Annotated in this window: 24 protein-coding genes; 1 reads left to right on the forward strand and 23 read right to left on the reverse strand. The window is 50.0% G+C overall.

The window, feature by feature from the left end; all coding sequences use genetic code 11:
• Nucleotides 1-185: 185 nt before the first annotated feature.
• From MHH48_RS24480 to MHH48_RS24515, 8 genes are all read right to left on the reverse strand, one after another.
• Nucleotides 186-731, reverse strand: a complete 546-nt coding sequence (locus MHH48_RS24480; RefSeq protein ID WP_076325223.1) for an 8-oxo-dGTP diphosphatase — start codon at nt 729-731, stop codon at nt 186-188.
• Between the two features lie 84 nt (nt 732-815).
• Nucleotides 816-1,538: a hypothetical protein gene (locus MHH48_RS24485; RefSeq protein WP_076325224.1), complete on the reverse strand. Its 723-nt coding sequence runs from the start codon at nt 1,536-1,538 to the stop codon at nt 816-818.
• A gap of 45 nt (nt 1,539-1,583) precedes the next feature.
• On the reverse strand, nt 1,584-2,156 hold the full coding sequence (locus tag MHH48_RS24490; protein WP_076325225.1) for a hypothetical protein: 573 nt from the start codon (nt 2,154-2,156) through the stop codon (nt 1,584-1,586).
• A gap of 91 nt (nt 2,157-2,247) precedes the next feature.
• A complete protein-coding gene (locus MHH48_RS24495; RefSeq protein ID WP_179090706.1) occupies nt 2,248-2,400 on the reverse strand; it encodes a hypothetical protein in 153 nt (50 codons plus the stop codon).
• Nucleotides 2,401-2,506: 106 nt separating this feature from the next.
• Nucleotides 2,507-3,013 carry a DUF4830 domain-containing protein gene (locus MHH48_RS24500; RefSeq protein WP_256720755.1) on the reverse strand — a complete coding sequence of 169 codons (507 nt, stop codon included), beginning with the start codon at nt 3,011-3,013 and terminating at the stop codon, nt 2,507-2,509.
• Between the two features lie 38 nt (nt 3,014-3,051).
• Nucleotides 3,052-3,603, reverse strand: a complete 552-nt coding sequence (locus MHH48_RS24505) for a hypothetical protein (protein WP_076325226.1) — start codon at nt 3,601-3,603, stop codon at nt 3,052-3,054.
• A 5-nt stretch (nt 3,604-3,608) separates the two neighbouring features.
• Nucleotides 3,609-4,385, reverse strand: coding sequence for a glutamate racemase (murI, locus tag MHH48_RS24510; protein WP_076325227.1), 777 nt, complete (start codon nt 4,383-4,385; stop codon nt 3,609-3,611).
• 244 nt (nt 4,386-4,629) lie between these two features.
• On the reverse strand, nt 4,630-6,180 hold the full coding sequence (locus MHH48_RS24515) for a tetratricopeptide repeat protein (RefSeq protein ID WP_076325228.1): 1,551 nt from the start codon (nt 6,178-6,180) through the stop codon (nt 4,630-4,632).
• Nucleotides 6,181-6,423: 243 nt separating this feature from the next.
• Between MHH48_RS24515 and MHH48_RS24520 the strand changes: the two genes are divergently transcribed.
• Complete coding sequence (locus MHH48_RS24520) at nt 6,424-7,230, forward strand: lipase family protein (protein WP_076325229.1); 807 nt, start codon at nt 6,424-6,426, stop codon at nt 7,228-7,230.
• An 83-nt stretch (nt 7,231-7,313) separates the two neighbouring features.
• On the opposite strand, the gene MHH48_RS24525 is transcribed toward MHH48_RS24520, so the two are convergent.
• From MHH48_RS24525 to MHH48_RS24595, 15 genes are all read right to left on the reverse strand, one after another.
• On the reverse strand, nt 7,314-8,150 hold the full coding sequence (locus MHH48_RS24525; RefSeq protein WP_076325230.1) for a PIG-L deacetylase family protein: 837 nt from the start codon (nt 8,148-8,150) through the stop codon (nt 7,314-7,316).
• Nucleotides 8,151-8,201: 51 nt separating this feature from the next.
• Nucleotides 8,202-8,624 carry a VOC family protein gene (locus MHH48_RS24530; RefSeq protein WP_076325231.1) on the reverse strand — a complete coding sequence of 141 codons (423 nt, stop codon included), beginning with the start codon at nt 8,622-8,624 and terminating at the stop codon, nt 8,202-8,204.
• An 81-nt stretch (nt 8,625-8,705) separates the two neighbouring features.
• Nucleotides 8,706-9,254: a GNAT family N-acetyltransferase gene (locus MHH48_RS24535; RefSeq protein WP_076325232.1), complete on the reverse strand. Its 549-nt coding sequence runs from the start codon at nt 9,252-9,254 to the stop codon at nt 8,706-8,708.
• Nucleotides 9,255-9,312: 58 nt separating this feature from the next.
• Nucleotides 9,313-9,789: a hypothetical protein gene (locus tag MHH48_RS24540; RefSeq protein WP_076325233.1), complete on the reverse strand. Its 477-nt coding sequence runs from the start codon at nt 9,787-9,789 to the stop codon at nt 9,313-9,315.
• 285 nt (nt 9,790-10,074) lie between these two features.
• Nucleotides 10,075-10,170: a putative holin-like toxin gene (locus tag MHH48_RS24545; protein WP_227793437.1), complete on the reverse strand. Its 96-nt coding sequence runs from the start codon at nt 10,168-10,170 to the stop codon at nt 10,075-10,077.
• A 52-nt stretch (nt 10,171-10,222) separates the two neighbouring features.
• Nucleotides 10,223-10,528, reverse strand: coding sequence for a hypothetical protein (locus MHH48_RS24550; protein WP_076325234.1), 306 nt, complete (start codon nt 10,526-10,528; stop codon nt 10,223-10,225).
• Nucleotides 10,525-10,923, reverse strand: a complete 399-nt coding sequence (locus tag MHH48_RS24555) for a DUF6508 domain-containing protein (protein ID WP_076325235.1) — start codon at nt 10,921-10,923, stop codon at nt 10,525-10,527. The genes MHH48_RS24550 and MHH48_RS24555 overlap by 4 nt, the downstream gene beginning before the upstream one ends.
• A gap of 82 nt (nt 10,924-11,005) precedes the next feature.
• Nucleotides 11,006-11,773, reverse strand: coding sequence for a class I SAM-dependent methyltransferase (locus MHH48_RS24560; protein ID WP_076325236.1), 768 nt, complete (start codon nt 11,771-11,773; stop codon nt 11,006-11,008).
• A gap of 62 nt (nt 11,774-11,835) precedes the next feature.
• Nucleotides 11,836-12,759, reverse strand: coding sequence for a hypothetical protein (locus MHH48_RS24565; RefSeq protein ID WP_076325237.1), 924 nt, complete (start codon nt 12,757-12,759; stop codon nt 11,836-11,838).
• A 307-nt stretch (nt 12,760-13,066) separates the two neighbouring features.
• Nucleotides 13,067-13,492, reverse strand: a complete 426-nt coding sequence (locus MHH48_RS24570) for a hypothetical protein (protein ID WP_076325238.1) — start codon at nt 13,490-13,492, stop codon at nt 13,067-13,069.
• Between the two features lie 136 nt (nt 13,493-13,628).
• Nucleotides 13,629-14,105 (reverse strand): DinB family protein, encoded by a 477-nt coding sequence (locus tag MHH48_RS24575; protein WP_076325272.1) that lies wholly within the window; start codon nt 14,103-14,105, stop codon nt 13,629-13,631.
• Nucleotides 14,106-14,413: 308 nt separating this feature from the next.
• Nucleotides 14,414-16,705: a glycoside hydrolase family 3 N-terminal domain-containing protein gene (locus MHH48_RS24580; RefSeq protein WP_076325239.1), complete on the reverse strand. Its 2,292-nt coding sequence runs from the start codon at nt 16,703-16,705 to the stop codon at nt 14,414-14,416.
• Nucleotides 16,706-17,000: 295 nt separating this feature from the next.
• On the reverse strand, nt 17,001-20,117 hold the full coding sequence (locus MHH48_RS24585; RefSeq protein WP_076325241.1) for a glycoside hydrolase: 3,117 nt from the start codon (nt 20,115-20,117) through the stop codon (nt 17,001-17,003).
• 3 nt (nt 20,118-20,120) lie between these two features.
• Entirely contained in the window at nt 20,121-21,494 is a 1,374-nt protein-coding gene (locus MHH48_RS24590) for an alpha-L-fucosidase (protein WP_076325242.1), read from the reverse strand.
• Between the two features lie 356 nt (nt 21,495-21,850).
• Nucleotides 21,851-23,368: a DUF3502 domain-containing protein gene (locus MHH48_RS24595; protein ID WP_076325243.1), complete on the reverse strand. Its 1,518-nt coding sequence runs from the start codon at nt 23,366-23,368 to the stop codon at nt 21,851-21,853.
• Nucleotides 23,369-23,553: the final 185 nt, after the last annotated feature.

Below are 23,553 nucleotides of genomic sequence, written 5' to 3' on the forward strand. Positions count from 1 at the left end.
TCTAATACTTCTACGACAATGATTATTGGGGTAACAACCTTTTTCAATCCGTTCAACACCTTTAGGATTCTATTTCACTCTGCCAGTGAGTTCCAGAGCTCCTCATACTGAAAGCAAAACCCGGCCTAAGATATTTCCTATCTAAGTCGGGTCATGTGGTGTTTGAGTATTTTTTTCTAATGAGATTAAATCGTAACTCCCTCTTCCCGATACGGCTTCAACAACGCCTCTCTCATCGCTTCATCCGTTTCAATCAAGGCACTGATCTGAATCGGGGTTTGTTCGACGAGCTTACCGTCCTTATATGTACAGCGATGATCATAGCAACTGGGATCATGCAAGATAAGTTCGAGCGAACCCGGTATATTGGCTGCAATTCCAACATTCGCATCGTCCGTTATCCATTTAACGGGTTTCCAATCCAATATGCCTTCAGCTGTCGTGATTGGAGTATGGTAGATGTAATCCTCAGGCACCTCTGCTAGATATAAATACATACCACCCGTAATAGAACCGTTGACGGACCAAGTCACTACGCCTTTAAAGGTTAGACTATAGTCTTGTAGATGTGTCTCTTCTTCCAATTCACGTAACATCGAGTCTCGTGGGGTTTCGTTCGCCTCCAGCTTGCCTCCCACGCCATTCCAGCACCCCATCCAGGGCGGGGATTTACGATTCAACAATAAAACCTCATCACCGCGCCGAATAAAACAAATATTGTATTTAATCATTTGAAATGGATCCCCCTTCTGCATCGGTTGCTCTTATGTTAAGCTTCTGGTCTTATCTTCGATTGGCTTCTGTTCATCTTCATGTCAGTTTACTTTGACAAAACTCCATTTACTGTTCGAGTAAGTTAACCAAACCTGGTACTCAGTGATTTCATCTCTAAATTCATATACCTTATCCATATCCAAGTAATGCCCAACGCCAGTAACAGGTACGCTTATACTCGCTTTGCTTTTAACGATTTTCGAGAAATCGATGAATAAGCCTTCCTTAGTCGATTCCAGAAGCATGGCGGCTATGTCATCTGGAAGGTCTTCCATTTTCCGACGTGTTAATCTATGTAATTTGGACACGATGACCCTAGACAACAGAGTCTTATAATCCTCAAGGTCAGATACATACAGCTTATTGAACCATCCATCATCATGCGCGTAGTAAGCAAACCTAGCTTTCGGTATTTCATGTAAGGGCTCGGCAAAATGAGCGAAGGTTAATAATTCCGCAATTTGAAGTTTGGTTAATTTGACCAGATCTTCTTCCCTATCAAAATCAACCCAGCAAAAATCTCCATAATCGTATACGCTATCTTCCACTAATCCATCAAGTTCTTGAGATGTCACATAATCTAATCTGGAATGGATACTCCACTGGGCATCTTCGAACTTGTGTTTAAGGAGAATCAAATTCTCCGGTCGGTTACTTACACATGACATAAATTCATAAAATTCAATGCCGTAGGAATAAAAGTACAGGTTATGTTGTTCCTTCCCATTCACATAGATCAAATCTCTAAGACTTTGTTTAGACATGATGACCTCTCTCTAATGCTATCAATGTATAGTCACTGCAAGCAACTACTCCCTCGAGTACAAGAGCGCACCACCAGACCCCAGAATAACGAAATGTTGACCAGACGGGGAAAAACCGCATTTTATTTTCCCATCCAGCCGGTTCAAATCGATTATCGCGGCATGTTTGAGATATTCATAGTTAGGGACAAACACCCGATCCAAGACTACGGAAGCCCTTGGCCACCAGGGGTAAATGACTTCCAGCATCCAGCCATCGTTCGTGATATGAATCCCGTCTCCAGACTCAAATCCAAAAATAGAAATGTCCTGTCCGTCCTGCGGAATACGAAAACTCAAGTAGTTATCGGTAATATGATCATCCGTTACATTAGGATCCTGGTCTCTGTGCAGTCGGTTCCCGGATCTGGCCTGTGTAATGCTGTAACCGGAGCTGCTGATCAGAACAAGGTTCTCATCGGCATCCCATCCGCACGCAATGCACCCCCCAGCCGGAATAATAACCTCGTGACGCCAAGGATGGGGTGGTTTCGTAGGTTCTTTGGCTTGTGCCTGGTGCAGCAAATCGATCTCAAACTTCGTTCTGATTTCTTTTTTTGAATGTTTAAAAGGGTTCATATCCTACTCCCCCATTGATCTGAATTAAGGCGAATACGCTCATTCCTTCTCTGCTGGTTAGTAAGACTAACCACGCTAATTAAAAACAATATCACGGTTTAGGATGATGATTCAACTCCTGTAGTCTTGTGTTAAGCTCATCCAATGAACGCTGCATGCGTTCCATCCTTCTCAGAGCAGAATATTGATTGCTGATAATCCCGGCCAAGCCGACTATCATAATGATAATAATCAAACCGATCATATGTAGAATGCATCCTTTCCGTTCTTAGATTGATCTCTAATAATATTTGTTATCGGGTAACATCGATGCGTACGTCCCCGGTTTATCAATTAAGGAAAATAAAAAATCATCCCGATCGCATCTTCTTGTTATGCGAAGGCGGATCATCACTACCCAACTCCTTGCGATGAAGAATAGGATTCATATTACTTTGATCGATGTTCAATGTTCCATCAGCTTGTTCTGCCTCATGATTAAATACCAAATACCCTCCAATGATTTCATTGCCTGACTCCAGTATATATCCCACAATCTGATTGTAAGTCATTGTTTTTTCTTGCAGAATATACCCTGTTTCGATAACCTCTTTATCCAAAAATGGTTTCAGGTCCACATGACCCAATTCTTTAATATCTTTCACATGCGACTTAAAGGATTGTAAAGTATGAGCAGCGTATTTTGTTTCGGACGCAAATCTATCAATGCTCCATCCGTAATCCTCCAAGTAATTAATATGCTGTTCTTTATGGATTTCTATGACGACCCCATCATCCTCTTTATTACAACCAACAAGGATAACTAACATTAGAATGAAAAAAAATTTTAATTTCAATTCTCCAGTCCTTTCTTGCATCAGGATTATATATCCGAATGAGAAGCCTTTAATTCCTTCTACACAAAACGGCTACGAGTATCCCATATGTGCGGGTCCAATTTTACCGCTGGCGTAAAAGTTGTCGTCAATGCGTACCGCCCACCGGATTCCGCAGATTGATAGGCACCGAACAGAATCTCGTGCACGTGCAGCTGCTGTTTCGCAGACTGGACGGGCTGTTCACCCGTACGGAGGCAGCGAACAAAATGGGCAATAACACTCTCATCACGTTGTTCCGCAATTTGACGATACGGGAGATAACAGTTCTCATTCCCCCGCCAATTGACTGGCTCCGCATCTGGAACAGCGTCTCCCAACGTGTGAACAACCAAAGGATATCCACCGTCATTCATAGCTATAGTGCCTTTTCGTCCGTAGATCAGCGTATTATTCTGCTTGAAGGACATTCCCCATAACGAGCGAATAACGGCATGCTGCCCACCTCCAAATTGAAGGATGAGGGTGGCATTATCATCCACATCGCTGTTCACCTTCTTACCATCGCCAACGATGCGATTGGGAATTAGCGTGTTGACTTCAGCCATCACACTTGCAGCGGGGCCTAACAAACCGATTACCCTTCTATTTCTCTATAAATACTCAGTGCCTTCTTCATCTTCTCTGTGTACTCCATGGAGTGGCTCGAATTTAATAGCTTAACATCCTGACGCCCGCTGGAGCTGAGCAGCTCCTTGTCACTTAATACCTGAATGAGCCTGTTCACGGTTCCTTTACTGCCATCTATAATGCGAATGTGATCCGGCAGCAGATCCGTTAAGATTCTTTTGTAAAAAGGATAGTGGGTACAGCCCAAGACGATGGTTCCATACTCATTCATATCGAAGGATTCGAATTGCTTGGTAAAGTAAGCATTCATGACCTTTTGATCGAAATTCAAAGCCTCACAGTGCTCTACCAACTCCGGCAGAGGCAGGGAGTCCACGATATGCATGCTATCGACTCGTCGAACCAAATCCCTGTACTTCGATTCCTTTAAGGTCAGCGGCGTAGCAAGCACCAAGATTCGCTTCCCGCTGGAACGATTGATTTCGACGGCCGGCTTTACGGCCGGCTCCATCCCGATGACTGGGATCGGATAAGCCTTCCTTAGATCGGAAATCGCCATACTTGTAGCCGTGTTGCATGCAACGACGATGGCTTTGACTTCTTCCTTCATGATCGTTTCCATCGCATGATGGATGTAAGATTTCACGTCTTCCTTGTCTTTGGTACCATATGGCACATGGAGGGTGTCCGCATAAAACAAAAAGTCTTCATGCGGCAGCTTCTTCATAGCCGCCGATAACACCGTTAAACCGCCTAAACCTGAATCAAAAAAAGCTATTCTCATGTTTTTCACCTATCGTTGTATGTTTTTCTGTCAGCATCCTTACGTAAATATCCTTATACATTATACTCCACTACTACAATCTTCGCAGGGCCATCTGTACGATTGGGATCGTAAGTGGATCAGGTTCAAAATACAGAACGACCCAGCCTTATTGTAATCTCAGAGGCCGGGTCGCGTGCGTCGTTTCTATGCAATTCTGAGAAAAACATGTAACTTCCTTCGCAAACATTAAGAAATGCGTGTTTTACTCAAAACATTTCAACAGTGCCAAGGCCTCTTCATGATCGGGTTCCAGAACAAGCGCCTCACGCGTGTATTCCAAAGCCTCCTCGTCAAGACCAAGCTCATAGCAGCAGATCGCCAAGCAATATAAAACCGTTGGCACCGGCTCGTCTTCATCCGTCTCCACGGATTCCTTCAGGAAGAACCTCGCATCCTCGTACATATCCATCTCGAACAGCACCAGCCCCGCGTCCAATGCCAGATCATAACGCTGCTCCATCACATAGTACGATGACCACATCTTATATATGCCTGTTCGGATATCCAGTATTTCTTCGTCATTGGCATCCGGCAGCAGATTCGAGATGCGTTTCGCGCTCTGAATGAAGAACTCGGCGTCATACCCACCCAAACGCCAAAAAGACAAAATTTGCTGCATGCCCATGCTCTCAATATTCCGGTCGATCCATTCCTTCATGCTGAAAAATTCATCCGGTCCGAAGCGTTCGATAAATTGGCGGTAAGCGATCCGAGTATTGGCATAACTCGTCGGTGCTTCCAGCATGAGGATACAGCCGATGTTAATATTTTTATAATGCTGCGTGGGGAAAATCGCCTCTGCACCCCTTTGCTCAAACACATACTGAAACGCATGATAATTTGCTGTAAGAGAGAAGCTGCCATGGAAAATTAATTGCGGCGGTTCGGCGAACTTCCAATTATCGATATGATGATCTCCTTTATCCGCTGTGAGAAGCATGAAACCCGACGTTGATAACTGATTCAGACGCTCCATGCAGGTCAAACCCACCTCTGGAAACAGGATATGCGAATCCTCCAGCTCTTGCTGGTAGTGGGCAATCACATCGCGGTACCGGTAGGTGTCCTCCTCGTATCTGGGTTCACGGCGATGCTCGTATGCCAGTTTCATTCGTTCCAGCACTTCAGCTGGCTTGAGTTTGTTGTGCTGCTCCGGAAATTCGATGACAACATCACTCTCGTAAATCTTGCCTTCCCCCACATAGATCAGTTCTTGCGGAATGCCGTCAAAAAAATAGTTAGCGACAACCAGCAGCGGCTGCTTCAGATCTCCAGGACGTATCGTTGTCTTCGATACCACCAGGTTCAATTCCGTGTCATGCACGGCATCGAACCTCGCGAAGTCCAGCAGTCCCTGTTCAATATAGGATTGCATGGCAGGATGTTGATTCCATGCTGTAACATTTTTAATCGGCAGATCGGTCATGACATAGCGGAAAGGGGGCAGTGCTATACCCGCAAAATCTCTCAGCTCGCACAGCTTGTGCAGCACATGGTAACCGAGGCGCCCGGCTCCGGCTCCCAATTCCAGAATTGTTACAGTTTCGGTTAGATCACCTTGATCGGCGCGGTCCCGAAGGAATCCGAATATAATTTCGGCGTAAGCTGTAGCAATCATAGGGTTGCTCGTAATATACTGTGGAACCTGATCATTATTCCAGGCTTTCATCCCCAGTTCTTCGTAATAATTCCGCTGTAGTTCCCAAATGGGTGCTTCACTGTAACGGAAGCGTTGTTGAATATTGTCCGTCATTCTATATAACCCTGCTCTCTGTATCATTAAAGTACACTCTGATGATGTGCATGCTCATATGCACCGGTCGACCAAGAACGTCTATTGAATCGTACCATATAACTTGGTTCTACCCAAACCTTCTAATGATAAAATCCTGTGTATAGGCTTGAGCTTGATGGCAAATATGCCATTCTTAGGCGTATAGGCACCTTTCCTTCCACACCCTAATATAGTGTAGGAGAACAGAAGGGCGGGATGTGCATGGGTACGAGCATGGAACGAGAACAATGGGCCATTTTCTTGGCAGCGATCTGCGGACAGACCTATACACAATTCACCAATACGGACGGCTCATTTGTCCTTCCGCTAAATTATTCGCTTTATGACACCATTGAGGCGAACTCCTTAATCAGCGTGTCCGAGCGCTTTGGGTTTATTCTAGAGTCACCGGATGAAATTATTATCGCCTTTCGGGGCACCAGTTCCACGACAAACTGGATCTCAGATGCCATCGCCTCCCAAAAAAACTTCAAATATATTAAGGACTCTTCTCTCACACACCGCGGTTTCACTAACATATACGCCTCTGCTCGCGGCCAGATTATGTCGGCACTTAACCAACTTCCTACCCACAAGACACTGTTCATTACCGGCCACAGCCTTGGAGGAGCGCTCGCAACCTTATGCGCAGTCGATGTGGCCGCCAACACGGACCACCAATCCCCTTATGTATTTACCTATGGGTCCCCTCGTGTGGGAGATCCCGATTTTGCCAAGGTCTTTGCCAAATATGTTCGAAGCAGCTGCCGCATTGCTAACCTGTTTGACGTCGTAACGCACGCCCCGCCTCATATCTACAAGATGCCAAAACGAGAGAAGAAATTCTATTACAGCCATGTGCATACCCAATGGCCCTTGACCTTCCAGAATGGGTCGGTGAGCGGAAACCACGTGATCGGAAGTTATTATACGGAGCTTGCCAAGCTCCAGCCGCAATTTGCCGAACGCTTAAGTTCGATGAATCCCGAGTTCTGTCCGGTTGTAGAATCACCTTTGGAGAAGGTGTAAGCCTATTTTTCGGATCATAAAAGAAAGCGGATTTCCCTGAGAAAGGAATCCGCTCTTTTATTTCTGATCTAACCAAGAATAGATTACACATGAGTACCGGTTAACATCGGGAACAAAACCTTCATTTCAGCTTCATTCGGTCTTCTGCCATAATCCGCAATTTCGAAAGGCTCTGCATATTGTACGCTGGCTGCATGGTCTTGGCCATATTGCTTCGCAAGTGAGGGCAGCATTTCGTTCGAGACGCTCAGGAACCGATCCCAATACTTCAGAATAAAGTCCCGCTTCTCTTCCCAGGTATTCGGTACCGCATCCAAGAAACCGCCCTGCCAAGGTGCAAACTCATAGAATTGGGAAGCGTGGGCATCACAGGCCAGCAATTTCTTCTCGATGACGCTTCCTGCATCGAAGACAATATCCGATTGATACGTCGCCCGTGCTGCATAATCCGGCATCAGCAGAAATATCGGCGATTTCTTCAATGACGGCACTTCAGGGACGGCATTAGGTACGTTCGCAACAAAATCTGCCGCATCCCGCACTACCTTCCCGACATTGCGGTTATCCACATGACCGGGACCGTCCGGATGGAACGTAATGACGATATCAGCCTCCCAGCCACGAATTTGACGGATCACTTCCTTGCGTACTTCGGGCGTTGGCATCAATTCGCCATCGGGAATAGGTAGGACGACGTATTCCAGTACCCCAAGACATTTTGCTGCCTCTTGCGCTTCTTGAATCCGACGTTCGACCAGCTGCTGCCCGCTCATTTCATGATGACCACAGCATCCATCGGTTAACGTTACAAACTTCACCCGATGCCCCATCTCCGCGTAAGCTGCCGAGATCGCGCCAGCATAGATTTCAGGTTCATCCGGATGCGCTGCAATGACAATCACATTGAGAATTTTAGACATCTGCTGCTTCCTCCTTGTAGTTTCTTGAATATACGATCGATATGATACCGATTACTTCGTCCGTTTCATCAATGGATGATCTTCCTTCAACTCCAGCAAATCCCACAGGTTCCCGTATAAATCCTTGAATACCGCCACCATGCCGTAATCCGCTTCTTTGGGCTCTCTTACAAACTCAATTCCCCGCGATACCATTTCACGATAATCTCTCCAGAAATCATCCGTGTATAAGAATAGGAACACCCTGCCGCCCGATTGGTTGCCTATAAATGGCTCTTGCTCCGGCTTGGACGCCTTGGCAAGCAATATTGTCGTGCCAGCCGATCCGGGAGGTGCTACGACCACCCAACGTTTATCTTGTTCAGGCTGGTATGTATCTTCAATCAAGGTGAAATTCAGCTTTTCGGTATAAAATGCGATAGCCTCATCATAGTCCTTCACGACTAAGGCGATATGGACAATGGATTGTATCATGTTCTCTCCCCCTCCGATATGATTGTTCAATTCTTGTACGATCATCATGAAGTTCCCGTCCGGGAGCTCAACTAGTCTTTCCTACAACTGTTTACCTTCAAAGAACTCTTTTTCAAGAATGGAGTAATAGAACTGATCCGTCCACTCTCCCTTCCAAAAAAGCTCTTCTTTAAAAACAGCTTCTTGGGTCATACCGATATGCTCCATAAGAGCTGCAGATCGAGCATTATGCGAATTGCACATACCAACCACTTTATGCGCGTGCAGTTGTTCAAAAGCAAATTTCAAAAGGAGATTAGCAGCCTCACTTCCGTATCCCTGTCCGCCATGTTGAGGAAGGATCGCAAATCCCAATTCCCAACTCTTCCTGTAGTCGATATAACTCCACACTTGAGCAAGTCCGATTGGAGTTCTATTCCGATCATTCACTAAACGAACGATAAAATCATAGCTTGTTGTTCCGCTTCCCTCATTGATTTTCTCCATATAGTTGCTTCGAACAACTTGTTCGTCGGACTGTACTGATTCTTCAAACTGCCATAAATCCCGATCGCATTCAATCCTGCATATAAAATCCAAGTCATCGTTTGTGATTCTAGATAAGATTACGTGTTCTCCATAGATCTCCATAAGGATCCTTTCTTATTACTATCATAGTATGGATTCATACGCACAAATACGATATTTTCTACTCAACCTTCCAAGCATGTGCTAATTTTATGAGTTCTTCTTTCGCTATTATTTCACTATCGCCTATAACTTCTCCTTCAATATAATAAGTTCTTATTAATTCCTCCGACTTTCCTTTAACGGGTTTCTGAATATATATCAAATAAAATACTTTATCCGGAGCTGGATAAGCTGCCGAACCACCATGTAGAAATCTAATTAATGTAGCCTGACCAATTGGCAGGTGTATACTTTCTTTGTTCGTTATTTCCGAATGATTTCGAATGCTCACATGTTCTGTCGGACCATCTTGTTGTCCAACCGTGAGCTTAATAAGATCTTTCCAAATAACTGAGTCTGTATGTTCATCTAATGTCAGGGTAACGGAGTTATTAGGAGTGGTAGCCTCATTCGATTTTGGGAGTAAAATGAATGTCATTAGAATTGAAATAAGTACAATAAGAAGCGATATAAAAACAGTGGATTTTTTGGTCATTTTGTTACCTTTCCTTAACCAGATTCTATATGCTTCGATCAATTTTTATCGACAGCGAAAGAGCGATGTTACAAGATGAGAACTTTCTTGCATACAACTCATCATCTACGTTTCATCAGAATTTTCTAAGCTTTGATACATATTTTATTTTATGGTATTATATATGTAATAAAGACCAAGTGCGGCGAACACTTGGTCAGTACAATTGGCTTGGATGGTTTATTCCCTTCTAAGTCATTCAGGAACGAAAAACCCACCTTCGGCGCTTAACCTTTGGGTGGGTTTTTACTTTTTCTTGTTGTTATTATTAATGTATGTTAAAAGAGCAAGAATGAACGATCCAAACAGAAACATAATCGTTAATGCATCCTTTACCTCCACGGCTTCACCCCCTTTCGAAGGGAAACCATGCCCACCCAAGATTCAATTGTAGTTATATTTTACCATGCTGACTGCCATCCCAAGTTTTGCAGTCCAATATAACGCCATTTGTATTTCCAATATCGAGCGTTGGAGTCAGCTTCACAGCTGCAAAGCCCTCCTCTGTTTCGATCAATTCCCCAACGAAATAGGCATGCCTTTTATATTCGGCCAGAAGTATCTTTTTATCATCACTTAAATTGAATTGAATAAGTGTTCCTGTTATTGTCTCGATTTCGAGATACCTATCTATCGCATCTTGCTCTGTTTTATATTGCTCTACCAACATGCCGACGATGACAAGTATGCGTATGATCATGATAACTTGCCCTTTAATTCTCTCAGTCTTAACAAAATTTGAGCTGCATGCCCTTTCATACATACGCTGATAAATAACCCTTCGTTAAATCGATCCCCGCGAATATAACTGGTCATTAATTTCCTAAGGGTTTCCAGATCGGCGTTCATGATGCTGCTATCCATATTGTTATCTAAGTTCCTATAGATCTCGTTCTCCATTAACCAGTCGCTCCAGTTAAATACCATTAAGAAGCCGACATCATCTAACGCTTTACGAAAACTTCCAATTTTCTCACTTTCGCACATGTATCCATTTACTTCATGATAAAAAACGGACCCAGGATCCTGGAAATATTCGAGGTATTGGAGTAATCGATCCACGTCTGCGGAGGTTAAGTCTGCGTCATACGGCATTCAATCACCTCACTGATTCTAATTAATCCCTGCACAGGGTTCCCACGGCACCTGGGGATTCCCCCTGAGGGCACTAGTTCTACTAGCGCCCTATCGGAGCTTTCCTAGCCTCGAATGTAATCATCTGATCCGCTTTAACGGGTTTATTCAACCATGCATAGTCAGCCGATTTCGTGATCTCTTCATAACCCTGCTTCTCTAGCATGAGTTCAAATTCGTGATATCCATACCAACTTAGAGGAAACCGTTGCAGCTCGGTCTGAATCAGATTCCCTTCCTTCCACTTTTCATATTTCATAATCGACACAGTTTTCTGCTCCAGCAGATTCATTTCCGTGATTCTTTCTTCTAATATGATCACTTCATGATCAGAAGTTTCCCAAGTTCTAGTAGAGGCATGATTCGCTTCGATATCAGTAGGAATAAACAAATCCATAATTAATCTGCCACCAGGTTTCAGATGAGAATAAAAATGATGCAGTGCGGCGACTGCCTGCTCCCGACCCTCCACTAATTGGAAAGATCCGGCGGGAATGATAATGGCTTCATATGAATCCGTCAATGCAAAGTTATGCATTTCGTCTTCATACAGTTTAGTTGCAAGGCCCAATTCCTCGACTCGTCTTCTGCAAGAATCCAGCATGGCTGCTGAGTTATCGACACCTTCCATATCGATCCCCGCTTGAAGCAACGGAATTAACACCCTGCCTGATCCACAGCCGACTTCCAGGACTTTTCCTTTTACCTCCTTCAGACGCTCTAAATAATACTCCACGTCACCAAACGAGAAACCTAATGGTTTACTCAGATCATACACTTCCGTACACAGCTCTCCGTACAAACTATACATAGGATAAAACTCTCCAATCTATATGTATTTTTTTGCTGTTAATGCCCTCTAAATCAGTATCATTACACTTCTCTTTTCTCATCCGGTCGATAGAGGATTCTTTGGTAATCCCAATCTTTAGTATCCATATCGCCTAGATACATTCTCTCATGCTCAGGTACTCGTTCATATTTCTCTCTAAGTTTTTCTCTGTAAAACTCGATGGGATTTTCTAAATATAAATAATAAGCATCCCTGCATTCTTCGAGCGCTGTTTTCTCTCCATTCAGTTTCTTGTGAAGATCCATGAATTCCTTATGTTTCTCCTCGATCTCTGCCGCATACAGCGGTTCAGATAATGTAACCTCTCCAAGTCCGGCCATGCGAATAGGCAATTCCCTATCAAAGGTAGTAAACAAAGTCCCGTCCTGAAACCAAACGTTTGCTTCGTCAAGATGGCACTGGACGTCTTGAGGCAGGTTGTAGATCATGACTTGACCGTCCTGGTAAACATTCAGATGAACTAAATAGTTCGCACCTTCGTTTTTCATAAAAATGTTGAAGCCGTCACCCTCCGCCGTCTGATAGAACAGTTCGCTTTTTACATAAAAATCAGTGGGACGGGGGGAATGGGCCACTCTTCTGGCTTCCCATTGCTTCTGCTCCCGCTCTGAAATTTCATATATATTCACGAATTCCGGATTCAAGAGCCGAATGGTCTGCTCAATGTGCTCATAGTAGCTTTCTTGATTAAATCTCCAGTTCGCTTCCTTCACTTGGAACGCACCCAGGCCATGTATAGACAGATTTTGGCCAACCGGTACGACAGGCGTCAGCCAGTTGGAGTTGATCTTGTTTTTTAAGCCTTTAAGGTCAACAAGCTCCCAGCAATTCGTCATGCCATCATCATAGATATCTACATCAATATAAAAGTACTGCCCTCCGTTGCAAATCACCCCCGGGATGGTTGTACCCTCAACGATTTTGGATCTTCGAATTTTTTTCATAGTATTCACCTTTTCGATTATAGTTAATGATGCTTCCGTCTATTACGAGCCTGGTGGCTAAACAGGATCGTAAAGTTTGAACCTGTAATTCGCATGTTAGGTGAAGCGATTAGAATCTATTTCTTTAGAGGCATTCCTTACATCATATAAGAGAGCCACAGGAAGAACTATACCATTTATATTTATAAACAATCTCTACTTATATCGATTCCCAAGGCACATTCAAGACCCTGGTGTTCTTCTTCGCATCGTAGCGAATGGAGTCAAATTTAACGCTTGGGTTTTTAATCGATAATGATTGATTGATCTATATGCCTAATATGCTAATGACCTTGTGATTCTGCAGTTGAAACGCGATCCAGTCCACGAATTCCTGCATGAGCCGGATTAATTGATCCATATTCTCTTCCAGGGCCTCGATAAAATCCGTTTCAGACGAAGTAAATATGAAGCCAATATGCTCCTTCAACTCCTCCGCTTGGGGACGGCCTTTCAAGAAAATCAGGGTTTCTTCAAGTCTGTTCACGATCCGCCTCCATCTTTCTGCATCCAATTCATTGAATGCATAGTGGTCGTACGGTTCATATTCTTTTTCAACGGCGCTTTCCAGGTAACCGAAAGTCTCTTCATCCATATAGATAGAATCCACGTTCCAGCACCGATTCCGGTAAGGCCCTGGCAATACCTCTATGTAACATGAACCTTCCAGCTCATCCAGCCTGTATATTTTCATAATACCATCCTTCTTGTTCCTAACATTCTCATTCTATATTACATCCTCATTTCCGTTTGGTAAAAATAGCAAAAGGACTCCCCCGGCTCATGAAAATCATGGCAACAGGAAGTCCCCTATGTGTAGTGCGTTTAAGCTACGCTCTTAAAAAGGCAATGTAATCCGTTATGATCCCCTTGTATCCCAAATGCCGGAGCATTGTAGTGATATTGCCTCTATGATATGTTCCATGATTTACGACCTGCTGGAGAATCTCCGAAATCGAATTTTGAAATGCTTCCCCCGCAGTGTTGTGATAAGTCACAACCTTCCCCATATCGTGAGCCGACGTTAAATATTCACGGTGCTCGGTTTGGAGCTGGCTCATGTATTGACGAGCTGCTTCCATATTTGCAAATGGTCTCGCGACAAGCGACGGAGGACTTTCCTCCTTGATTCGGGCAAACCAAACTTCCTCCGCAGCTGCAAGGTGACCGAGGACTTCCGCGATGGAGTTGAAGCCCAGATTCACTTCCTGGAGAAACACGCCTTCCGGCAAGGATTGCAAATGATTCAAAACTCTTTCGTTCGCCCACATGTGATAGTCGTACAATTGAAGATACGGTTTGTTCATTCTGCTCTCTCCTCTCTTGATCGCTTTATCGGTCGATTGGAATGCACGATATCCTAATACAACATCGATCCCGTCGAAAAAGCCCCCGGATTCTACACCCGATATGAGCACAGCAATTGGCTTTATATATGGGTATTCTCCATTGGATTCGGTTATCCTTTTTTCAACGCGTTCAGCACCCCATCCACCTCTCATTCGGCAGGTTGGTGGTGCTGCAGGCTTCCCCTCCGTCGAAGCCGCCAAGAGAGTCTGCGGTCGAGGGGCTGGTTTGGAAGCACGTTGTCCAGCCCCATTGGACCTTGTGATTCTTAGCCTTTCACCTGCAAACTCGCGATCGCTCCTCTTGTCGAGTCGGGGCCGACCTGAATGCGGAACTCGCCGGGCTCCACCACAGGCTTCATGTCAAGGCCGATTAGTTCCAGCTGCTCGCTGCCGATAGTGAACGTCACTTCCTGCGTCTCCCCTGCCTTCAAGAATACTTTTCGGAACCCTTTCAGAGCCTTCTCCGGCCGGGTCACGGAGGCGGACAAATCCGAGACGTACAACTGAACGACTTCCACGCCGTCCCGAGCTCCCGAGTTGGTCACGTCGATCCGGACCGTGGCTTCGCCACCTAATGGGATGAACTCCGGCTCGACCGTCAGGTGGCCGTAACGGAATTCCGTATAACTTAACCCGTAGCCGAACGGATATTTGGGCTCCAAATCCGTCTCCAGGTAACGCTTGCCCCGGGTCCGTCTTGCATTATAAGGAATCGGCAGCTGACCGACCTCCTTCGGAATGGACAGCGGCAGCCGACCGGACGGATTGACGTCGCCGAACAGTACGTCCGCGATCGCGTTGCCTCCCTCCTGGCCGGGATACCAAGCTTCTACGATCGCCGGAATAAACTCGTCGATCCACGGCTCCGTAATCGGCCGTCCGTTAATATAGATAACTACCACCGGCTTGCCAAGCTTATGGATCTCCTTCAGCAGCTCCAACTGCACGCCCATCAGCGTCAGGGTCGAGCGGTCAATCCCTTCCCCGCATTCCATATCGCTCTCGGCATGCCCGGTCACGACCGAGGCGCCGGTTCTCAGATCGATGGTGCCCTCCCCGAAATCCCGTGCGCTGGAGCCGCCAAGCACCATCACGATGACATCGGCTTGCTCGGCGCACGCCAGCGCCCGAGGAAACCCTTCCCTTGAATCGCCTTGAATGCGGCAGCCCGGCGCATACAGAACGCGGCTGTCTCCCAGCCGTCGGCGGATGCCGTCCAGCACCGTCACGATCTGCCCCGGCGGCTGAGGGGAGGTATAATCGCCAAGCTGATTATACGGCGCATGGGCGTTGGGGCCAATGACGGCAATCGTTCCGACACTCGGACCCAGAGGCAGCATGTTCCCCTCGTTCTTCAGGAGCACGATTCCTTCAGCCGCTGCTTGGTAGGCCAGTGCGATATGCTCTTTGCAGCCTATGACCTGCTCTGCCCAGGCTGGATCCATATAAGGCCGATCAAAGAGACCCAGCCGAAACTTCAGTTCCAACACGCGGCCGGCTGCCTTATTCAGATCGTCTTCGGTGATCAGCCCTTGCTCCAGCGCTTGGTGAAGATGTGCCCGGAACATGGTCCCGGACATCTCCATGTCGACACCAGCCTTTAGCGACTGGGCTGCCGCTTCCACGCCATTTCCGGCCGTATTATGACCGCATGCCAACATATGGATAGCGCCGCAATCGGTAATGACGAAGCCGTCGAAGTTCCATGCCTCGCGGAGCACGTCTTGCAGCAGGTACCGGCTGGACGTGCAAGGTACTCCGTCGATTTCGTTGTAGGCCGTCATGACCGACAAGGCTCCCGCTTCAACGGCCTTGCGAAACGGCAGCAGATCGACTTCGTGGAGCTCCCGGAGCCCGATATGCACCGGTGCCCCATTGCGCCCTCCTTCGGAAGCGCCGTAGCCTGCGAAATGCTTCAGCGTAGCCAGCAGGCTGGTATGCGAATCAAGGCGCTCTCCTTGCAGTCCCTGCACGGCGGCAACCGCAAATTCGGCCACCAAATGGGGGTCCTCGCCGAAGGTTTCTTCGGTACGGCCCCAGCGGGGATCCCGTACCACGTCCAGCACCGGCGAATAGGTGGCCGCTCCCCCCTGAGCCCTAGTCTCGGCAGCAACGGCTCGGCACATGCTCCGGAACAGCTCCGTGTTCCAGGTGCTCCCGATCGTGAGTGGTACGGGGAACACCGTCGCCCCGATCGCCATATGTCCGTGGGAGCATTCTTCCCCGAACAGAATCGGAATCCCCAGTCGAGCGTGCTCCATCGCGTAACGCTGAATCGCATTAACTGCTTCCGCCCCTTCCCGCGGGGACAGTCCGTTCGCCAGCGTCACCCCGGTCCAGGGATCGGCCCGCAGCGTACCGTACAAAGAACCGATTCCTCCCTCCGCAAGCTGCGACTTGAACTCCTCGGTAAGCTTGATCGTACCGTCGTCGCTCTTTATGTAAGCTTTCCAGCCGAACGGCTGGATCAGCTGTCCGATTTTCTCCACCGCCGTCATCCGCTCCAGCAAGTCCTCGACCCGCCGCGAAACTGGCCATGCAGCGTCCTTGTAGTCCATGGCGCACACCCTTCCTTTTTCCAGTTAAAATCGTTCAAAATGATTACATGCAATCGTTCGTTGAATGTTCCCCCATCCTATAGGGGTTCGGGTTTAGGCGCTTTCCCATCGGATTCAACGCCACACCGCCCAAGCAGCAGCCCTTCCGACGTTCCCAATTGAAGAAAAAGGCCCTCCGGCACGATCCGCTCGACCGGAGAACCTCCCTCTATGTGTATCGTGCAGAAGGCCGCGCCGTGACTATCCAGGTCAACAGAAAGAACCCTCTTCCAACCGTTTAAGGGGCGAGTACGCCTCAAGAAGGTTGGCTCTGCCGGATCCGTACCTCCTCCGGCCGGTATACGGTCCGCACTTGTCCCCCGGCATCGGTCATGAACATCACGGTCCGCTCCCGTTCCAATTCGAAGGCATAAACCGCTTCGGTTACCGGATCCCTTACCTCAACTTCTGCGCTTGCCCCATCCTCGGAAACGAAGACGTACAAGCTTCCATGCCCGAATGCCAGCTTGCGGCCGTAGATTCCGGGCAGCTCGCCTCCCTTCAGCCATTCCAGCTCAGGCGAAACGGCTGCGGAGCGGATAGCTTCCGCGTACAACGCCTGGATCGGCTCCCAGCGCTCGTTCATCTCGACCGGGAGCGGGCACCAGACGAACCGTCCCGCGCCCAAGATAACCGTGATGGGCTCTAGCGTCCCATCCAACCGGCCCGCCGGGCGATCCACCGCCAGCGCGTTAATCTTCCGTTCGCCGAACGAAACGGCGAAATGCTCTCCCGCCAGCTCCAGCGTTTCTTCCCGAAGAACGTTAGCATGGACGGTTTCGCCGATCTCCTGCTGCAAGCGGTGCGGCGCCGGCCCCCAATACGCATCGTTGCGCAGCGGGCCTGTCCACAGGACCGTGCTCCCTTCCCTTGCCAGGTCGAGGAGCTGATCAAACGCGGCATCGTCGAAATTGTGCGCGCTCGGCACAATAATCAGCTTGGCCGGATAGCGCTTCAGGTCCTCCAACTGGTATTCACCGATGCCCCGCGGATGGACGTTCATGCCGAACGTCAACGCGCGCATAGCCCTCGTCGTTGCTTCGTATGCCAGCTTGCGGCTGGAAAAATCATTCGAATACGGGTAAACGACGGCGATGTCCTCGAGCTGCCGTTCATCGTCGAACAGGCCGGCTGCTTCCTTCATGAAGCGGCCGAAGTCATAGGACACATCCGCTTCGGGCTTCTGCGTTCCGTCCGCCCGAAGCGCCCCGATGTTGGATTCGTTGGCGTTATCCATGAAGTAGTTAATATTCCAAATCCACTGCACGGCCCCCGCGCCTCCTGTCGAAAACGCATAGGCATACTTGCGCTCCAGAATGCTGCGCAACTCTTCCTCCGTCCGTTTGGCGATGCCGTCCGGACGCTGCACGTGCATGATGCCGGTCTCCTGGACCAGATTCGGCTTGTCCGGCGTTTTGGTGAATATGCCGTCCCAAGCCAGGTGATCGTTCTGCCACCAGGAGTGGACCGTCGTATAATCGACTGCGGGGCCGTAGAACGAAGGCGACGGGCGCTGGGAGCAGATGCCCTCATCCTGCCCGACCGTCACCAGTTGGCGGGGATCAGAGCGGCGAATGGTGCCGATGAGCTCGGATGCCCACCGATTGTGCATATCCATAGTGAACAGCGTGAAATCGATCCACGGTCCCCACTTCTTCGGCTGCAGCACGCTGTTGAACAGCTTGTCGTCCGGACTCGGCGCCGGCGCCGAGTCGAAGGACGGAAGCTCGCCAGGCGTCATGTTCCAGCGCTCCTGAAGCAGCGCGAGATCATCCCTGTGGCGCTCCCGGAGCCACTCGGACCAAGCTTGCCGCTCGAACCGGTCCCCTATCGATACCGGCCCCTCGAAGATTCGCTTCGGATCGAACAGCGAAGGCTCATTGATCAGGTCCCAATGCACGTTGGTCGTGCCCCTGTGACGTCCCACGATAGAAGCGACAAAGCGCTTTTGCGCCTCCACCGATCGCGGATCCAGGTACGGGTTCACGCCTTCCCAGGCTTCGGGTGCAAACGAGAAGAACGTAAACGTCACTTCCAGCTCATGCCGCTTGGCCGTCAGGATAAAGGCATCGATCGCCCGCATAACGTCCTCGGCAGCATGACCGTCGGCGTACATGATCATCCGGTATCCTGTCCATATACCCGTCCGAATCAGGTTGATCCCCGCCCGCTTCATCTCCGCCATATCCGCATCCCAACGCTGCACGTTCGGCAGATGGAGGAATTTGCGCGCGACGTCGGAGGTCATGTACGTCATGCCAACGATCGGAACCGTTCGTACGCCGCGGCGGAAGTAATCGCGCCCGCATTCCAGCCGCTCTCCCGCCTGCAGCAGCGGACGATCAACGCCCCATACCGCCTGGGTCAGGGTGCGGCGCTCCCCGGAATCGGACTCGGCTTCGCAAACGATCCGGTACAAGCCCGCTTCCAGCCGTACGGGTACGGACAAGCGAAGCTGCTGCAGATCCCGTTGTTCCATGCCGGCTTCCGACTTCTCGTGTCCGGTCCAGACGGTCTCGCCGTCGTCTTCCTTGATAAGACTCACATCAAAATGCCAGGTCTGCGCCGGGGCGGACGTCCGGGACAGCGCCTGCAGTTGGATCGTCAACCGCATTTGCTCGCCCGGCTCGTAAGAGGCATAGTTCGGCTTCAGCCACAGCTCTGTCACGCCTGTTCCCGCGTATTCGGCCAGATCCTTCAGGATGTCCATCCCTTTCGTATCCCAGAACGATGCCCTCAGCTGCTGGTTGATCAGAATCCAGCGGCCCCCCGCGTAATCGCCCTTATGCTGTTCCAGCATGACGACCGGAGCGGACCGCTCTCGTCGATCACGGTCCATGCCGATCAGCAGCGGCGAGATGACGGCGTCCATCGGACCGCATGCCCCCATCTCGGCCGGGATGTCGCTCGCTTTGGTCGGATGCAGCGTCAAGCCCCAGGTCGGCTCGATGCCGAACAGCTCCTCGCGTCCGTGCAGAATCGGAAATTCGGCAGAAGCCTTCAGCTCCCGGACGCGCGATACGTCAACCGCCAGCGCATCATGGATATCCATTCGCTGATGATAAGCCAACTGCTCGCGTTCGGCATGCCAGCTTCCGTTCAGCTCTCGAATCGGCCTGCGGAAAGGCACGCCACCGGCATGAACCAGACCGCCGCCGGCCTTCAGGTGGGCTTCGATGGCCGCCCAAGCCGCTTTCGGAAAGTACGGCCCGTGCAGATGAACCAGCGCGTCCCAGCCGCCTTCCGTCAGCCGCTCAGCCACGTCCGCGGCACCTGCGACCACCGCCCATTCCCGCAATCGATCCAGTGCCTCTGCAGACGGACGTTCGCCTTCGTAAGGAAAATGCTCGTCGTAAAATACCAGCGTTCTCATCGCTTACTCCTTTCTCGTCCGCGGCTGGCCGTCGACGTATACGGATGTTCCGCGCGTTCGGGCCCAGTCGGCGATCCGGGAAGGGTCGCCGGTCCAGAGGCGGTTTACTCCCCATTGATTCGTCTGCGGCCGCTCCTCGCATTCGATGCGGATGACCGGGAACAGCTCGGTCGGACGTTCCCGCGGCAGCCCTTCGATCCACAGCACGTCGCCCTCCTGTCGGAACGACAGCTCCTGCCCCGTTGTCAGCAGCGTAACCCGTGATACCGGCGTCACCAAGTCCGCCAGCCTCAGCACCGGCCTCCCATCCCAGAAGCGGATGATGAGATACAGCTTGTTGTCTTTCATCGTCTGCCGCCCGTAGGTGATGAACTCCGTGAGGTTCCCGCCGTCGGAGCCGTAGATGGCCTCGCCGTGAACGTCCAGCCACTCCCCGATCTTCAGCGCCCGCTCCACGAAGGCCGGGGGAAGCTGTCCGTCGGGCTGCGGTCCGACGTTAAGCAGAAGATTGCCGCCCACGGTCCCCCCTTTTTCCGCGCACTCGCACAGCATGTCGAGCAGAACGTCGGCCGGACGCCATCGTTCGCCGTTCGTATAGCCCCACAACCGCCACGTTGTTACCTGGCTGGATTCCCACAGCCGCTTCTGATCCGGAACGATGACATGCTCCGGCGAGCCGAAATCGCCCAGCACCTCAGAATCGCCCGAGCCGCCGCCGCCGTCCGCATGCAGCTTCTCCTCCTCGGACAACCCAAGGCGGTTGTTGACCAGGATGTCCGGCTGAATCGACTTCATCCGCTCCACCAGCTTGATGCTGTCCAGGTCCTCCGCGGTTCGCGGCCAGACCCCGTCAAAAAAGAAATGATCGATGCGCCCGTATTTCGTGACCAGCTCTTCCACTTGGGCATGCAAATACTGCTTCATCGTCTCCCAGCCCTCGGGATCCTTCTCCGGTCCGTCGAAGTAAGCCGGGATCCGCCAATCGATCCAGGAATAATATAAGCCGACCCGAAGCCCCTGGGCTCGGAACGCATCGGTAAATTCGCGCACCAGATCCCGGCCGGGCGCCTGCTTCGCGCTGGAATAATCCGTCGTGGCCGTATCCCACAAGCAATATCCGTCATGATGCCGCGTTGTTAAGCAGGCATATCTCATCCCCGCCTTGCGCGCGGTGTACGCCCAAAGCTCGGCGTCAAAGAACTCCGGATTCCACTCGCAGGCCTTCTGCGCGTATTCGGCCTGGTCCAAATGCTCCCGGAACAGAACCTGCTCGCCGCGCCCGTATTGGGCATAAGGCCCGAAATGAATAAACATGCCGTACCGGCTTTCCGTAAACCATTGCCAGCCTTCCCGGATGGCTTGTGTTTGCTTGGTCATGAACTACGTCCTCCTTATTCTGCACGGCTCTTGCCGTGCGGCCAGCCTTAATAAAGACTTTCGCTTCTAACTCTTTGAGCAGTCTCAAGGCTTCTTATGACCTTTACTCTAGCCCGGGAATCCCTGTCTTGAACACTTTACTTTTGAGAGAAAACTTTGATTTTGGCCAATATCGGAGAATTGAAGCCGTAAGGCGGCGCCCATGATCACTCCCGAATCCCCTTAGACTCGACTCGAAATTTCTCACGGCCTGCTTCATGGTTCATGCACGAAAAAAAGCAATTCCTCCCCGGCACTAACCGGGAGGAATTGCCCTGTTTAAAAATCATGTTCATTGCCGCCGATCGCGTCTGCACTTACGACTGACCGGCTCTCCACTCATCGAATTGCCGTTTATATTCCTCCACGACTTCATCGAGACCGGCGGACTTCATCGCGGCCAGCATTTTATCGTAGGCGTCCTCGTATTTAACGACCCCATGCATGACCGGATAGACGCTGGTCTTCAGCTCTGCGATGCAATTCGCGTACTGGGAAGCGACGTTTGCCGGATCGAAGGTGAAGCCGATCGTGATGCTGTTCACGGCATCGTCCGCAACCGTCGTACGGCGCTCCAGCCGCGCAGGATCTGTATTCGTCGGGTAACGGTTCATCTCGACGTGGCCGAGCAGCCAGTACGGAAGCTCATAAGCCGGAGAACCGTTCTCGTTCTTGGCCAGATAATCCTTCGTATTCTTGCCGGTATCCTTCCAATGGACGTCCTTCACGCCACTCTGTACGAGATCCATGTTCTCCTGGCTGCTGTACACCCAATTTAAAAATTGAATGCCGGCCTCCGGATGCGGAGACGTGGCCGAGATCCCGTTGGAATTCCGGATCGCGTAGGATCTAAATTTCGGCTGGTCCGCCAAATAGTAAATATCCAGCTTCGCGTCCGGGAATGTTTGAAGAATGGCGTCGCTCAAACCGACGTCGCCCGGTCGATACAGATAACGCCCGGCCAGCTCCTCCTGATTGATGACCTCCGTCGGTGTCGTAAGCAGATCACTCATGATCAGCCCGCGCTTGTATGCCTCGTTCATGTACAACACGTCTTTTTTGAACTCCTCGGTTTCAAACCAGGACTTCACGTTCCCCTGCTGATCGATATATATCATGTTGTCCGCCACGGTAAACGGATAGGTGTCGTACGTCGTATGCAGGAAGTAGGCAGGCTCCTCCAGCATCTTGATATACACGTTCTTGTTGTCCTGCGGCCAGTTCTTCTGCAGCGTCTCCGCCGCATCCAGCAGCTCCCCCGGCGATGTCGGTGGCTTCAGACCGTTTTTCTCGAGCAGATCGGTGCGGATCGTGAACATGCCATCGTTATAAGCGGTATCCGCCCAGAAATTCGGCACGTACGTGATCTTGCCGTTGATTTTCGACGACTCCCAGATCCAGTCCGGCATGGAAGCTTTCAGCTCGCTGCCATACTGATCCAGCAGATCGTCGATCGGAATGATTCCGCCGCTGCCGGCAAGCACCGTCGGTCCTTTTGTATCGTGCATGATGGCAATCAGCTCAAACTCCTCGCCCGTCGACATCATGAGGTTGGTCTTCTGATCCCATACGTCCCACGCGATGTAAGTCGGTTCATACGTGAGGTTCAGACCGTCGGCCTCCAGCTTCTCGTTGATCGCTTTAACCGCCGTTTCCAAATCCTGCGGCGCGGAGCCCGGAAGCAGATACCGGACCGGCAGCTTGTCCCCTCCGCCGTTCTCGCCGCTCGCCGATCCGTTCTCGCCGCCGGCATCACCCCCGCCGGAGCAGCCTGCGATTACGGATACCATAAATATCGCGGCTAGCCATAGTGCTAGCGCTTTCCTTTTTTTCATGTGTGTCTCCCCCTGTCTTCATTTGGTTTGCTCATGCGGTACGATTCCTATCTTAAGGAGACATTAGGGATGACGTATACTTCAAAATGATGATTTTCGCCATTTTAAAACGCTTGTAAGAGGTTGTTCAGAAAGTCATCTTTTGATCACGAGGCAGGTCAGGAAGCAGTCTAAGGCGTCGAATC

Source organism: Paenibacillus sp. FSL F4-0100 (genome assembly GCF_037993005.1).
Classification (GTDB): Bacteria; Bacillota; Bacilli; order Paenibacillales; family Paenibacillaceae; genus Paenibacillus_AQ.